General features: G+C 39.0%; 2 protein-coding genes. Both read left to right on the top strand.

What is annotated here, in order from left to right:
- Positions 1–735: 735 nt before the first annotated feature.
- Positions 736–1,650, top strand: a complete 915-nt coding sequence (locus tag AAEU31_RS20215; protein ID WP_421968129.1) for an NTP transferase domain-containing protein — start codon at positions 736–738, stop codon at positions 1,648–1,650.
- Between the two features lie 13 nt (positions 1,651–1,663).
- A complete protein-coding gene (locus AAEU31_RS20210) occupies positions 1,664–2,743 on the top strand; it encodes a phosphotransferase enzyme family protein (protein WP_199526678.1) in 1,080 nt (359 codons plus the stop codon).
- Positions 2,744–3,212 lie beyond the last annotated feature (469 nt).

Below are 3,212 nucleotides of genomic sequence, written 5' to 3'. Positions count from 1 at the left end.
TAGTAATTATTTGATGAATTATTATAACTGGCGCAGGCCACATAGCCATAATCAAATGGTTGCCCCTGCTATAGCAGAAGAAAAACTTAATTCACTGTCCGGAATTAGTTGACCACAACAATGACGCGCTAAAGCATGACCTACAAGAAAGCGCGAAATAAATTTCACTCCTACATCAAAGACATCTAATCGCACAAAGAGGATAAAAGGCGCAGCGCTTGAGAGAAAACAAAAAACATAATTATCACTTCCTCATTCTCTTCTCATTCACTTCTCTTTGTGTAAAAAATATTTGAACCACAGAGAACACCGAGGCGCTTCGCGCTACACAGAAAAACCACTATCAACAAAGAGATTATGGTCTCGCTTTCTCTTCCTCTGTGCTCTCTATGTACTCTGTGGTTAGAAAAAGATCTTTAGCTCACAAAGAGGATAAAAACCACTGCGCTTTGAAGTAAAAATTTAGTAAGTTCTGGTTTACCTCTTTCTCTTCTCATTATTTTCTCATTGTGCAAATCGTATAAAAACATATTGAACCACAGATCTCATTGTGCAAAAATTTTCTGCACTAAAGTACCTCCTACACGCATCCCACACCAACAACACCATTCCGCTTAAAGCTTCTTGAATTTCTCAATCGTTTAAAATAATTCTTTGCGATTGCTAGCTCGCAATAATATTTTTCCTTTGGGGTTTCTGGTACTCTTTTCCTTTATTTTTTAACTTATTCACACAATGACACAACACTCTCTTACTTTAATCGTATTAGCCGGTGGGCTTGGTAGTCGTTTTGGCGGAAACAAACAAATAGCAGAGATCCCAGGGTTGGGCTGCACCATAATGGAATTAAGCATTCGTGATGCGATAAAAGCAGGTGTAAGCCAAGCTGTTATTATCATAAATAAAAAAATCCGCGCCGAACTTGAAGCAACCATACTGCCTCGCTTACCTAAATCACTTGAGGTTGTGCTTGTTGAACAAGAAATTAGTATGGTACCTGAGCAGTACAGCCATTTAGCGAAAGATCGTATCAAGCCTTGGGGAACTGGGCATGCTCTGTTATGTGCAAAGCCCTATGTAAAGAACCCCGCTATTGTCATCACCGCTGATGATTATTATGGGGCATCCTCTTTTGAAATAATGGCTAAACACTTTAAAAATAATAACGATTGGGCCATGGTTGGTTTTCCAATCAAAAACACACTTTCTGAACAAGGTGGTGTAAATCGTGGTGTTTGTGAAGTGAATGAACAGCAACAACTTACTAATGTGATTGAGTATTTAAATATAAAACTTGAAGATAAGACCTTGTATGGTGACAACCCTCAGGGTAAGCGCGAAGTAATTTCGAACGAAGCTCTAGGCTCTATGAGTTTTTGGGGAGTAACGCCAAGCATATTCAACGAGTTAGAAATAGGCTTTGCGCAATTCCTAGAACATAATGACAACGGTGTCACAAAAGAGTATTATTTACCGGATCAAATCCATACTGCTGTTAAAAACAATCAACAATCTGTCATGGTCTATCAAGCGCAATCAGCCTGGTATGGCGTCACTTACAGAGAAGAGCTAGAAAAGGTTTCGAAAAAGCTTTATGAATTACATCATGGACGAACAACCAGCAACCACAGCTGTTCAAACGCATTTTAAAAGTGAACTTTCTATGAAGTCTAACCCTGTTGCAGAACACCTATCAGAGTGTTTTGGCCTAAATAAAGTGGATATTAGCCTAAAACCGATTGGCAATGGCCATATAAATACCACCATGCTATTAAAAGCAGATGATCAAGCACTTGTGGTTCAAAAGTTAAATACAACCGTTTTTCCGAATCCTGAACAACTTGTTGAAAATGCTCGCCTAATTGAACAGCATTTAACTGAAAAGCACGACAATGGTGAATATAACCTCGACATTATTCGTCATGTGCCCACCATTCAAAATGACTTTTTAGTTGAGTGTGATCAAGGTGTTTGGCGCGCACTCGAATTTATTGGCGGCAGCTACAGTGAAGATGTGGTAGCAACCATATCGCAAGCACAAACTGCAGCCAATGCATTTGGACAATTTGCTTTAGCCTTACAAGATTTTCAGGCTGATCAGTTGCATCATGTGATCCCTGATTTTCATAATTTAGCAATGCGTTTTGACGCGTTCAAAAACGTGTTAGCAAAAGATCCAGCAAGCAGAGTAGCGCTATGCCAAGACGATATTGACTTTTGTTTAGCACAACAAGGTTTAGTAACTGAACTTAAAGAACTTGAGGGTAAGATCCCACTTAGACCTTGCCATAATGATACTAAAATCAATAATATGCTGTTTTGCACACAATCTGACGATGCTAAAGCAGTGATTGACCTAGACACCTGTATGCCGGGTTATTGGTTATTTGATTTTGGCGATATGGTGCGTACCTTCTGCTCACCAGAGCAAGAAGATTCTACTAATTTGAGCAATGTACGTGTTCGTGAAGAGATATTTGCAGCGATTGTAAAAGGTTATGTTGAGCCTTTAAAAGATGTGATCACCGATACTGAAAAAGAAAGCTTTTGGTTAGGCACAAAGGTAATGACCTTTATGATCGGCCTACGCTTTTTAACAGACTTTATTGATGGCGATAATTACTTTGCTACCAAGCATGCAAACCATAACCTAGAGCGTGCCCGTAATCAGTTTGCTCTTTACCGTGATATTCTTGAAAAAGAACATACTTTAAAAGCGATTTTAGAGATAAATAAAGGTTAGAGTTGCTAGTTGCTAGTTGCTAGTTGCTAGTTGCTAGTTGCTAGTTGCTAGTTATCGTAGGCGCGATTTTACATCGCGCAATATAAACCGTAGGCGTCACGCTTGCTTGGCAAGTCTGGTATTCAACACCCTTCAAGAAAATGAATACATTGCTAACAAAACACACTTATTTAAGCTGAAAGCTTACGACTATAGATGTTCTTCCTCTGTGTCCTCTGTGGTTAGAAAAAAGATCTTTAACTCACAAAGAGGATAAGAGGCGCTGCGCTATAGAGGAAAACAAATTAAGTAAGTTATTGGTTTACCTCATTCTCTTCTCATTCACTTCTCTTTGTGTAAAACAATATTTGAACCACAGAGATGTATGGACTCCCCTCCCACAGGGGGGTAACGTAATAAGCGACAAAACTTTTACAAAAGGAGTCCATACATGGTGAATCTTAACGTTATTGCGATTGATTTAGCAAAA

This window comes from Pseudoalteromonas thalassia, assembly GCF_049257215.1.
GTDB classification, from domain to species: domain Bacteria; phylum Pseudomonadota; class Gammaproteobacteria; order Enterobacterales; family Alteromonadaceae; genus Pseudoalteromonas; species Pseudoalteromonas lipolytica_C.
Note: the sequence above shows the minus strand (reverse complement) of the source record. Positions and strands in the feature narration are given on the sequence as shown.

What these genes read in the sequence shown, in the direction of transcription:
- AAEU31_RS20215 (WP_421968129.1), top strand. Translation starts at nt 736, where the DNA reads ATGACACAACACTCTCTTACTTTAATCGTATTAGCCGGTGGGCTTGGT.
- AAEU31_RS20210 (WP_199526678.1), top strand. Translation starts at nt 1,664, where the DNA reads ATGAAGTCTAACCCTGTTGCAGAACACCTATCAGAGTGTTTTGGCCTA.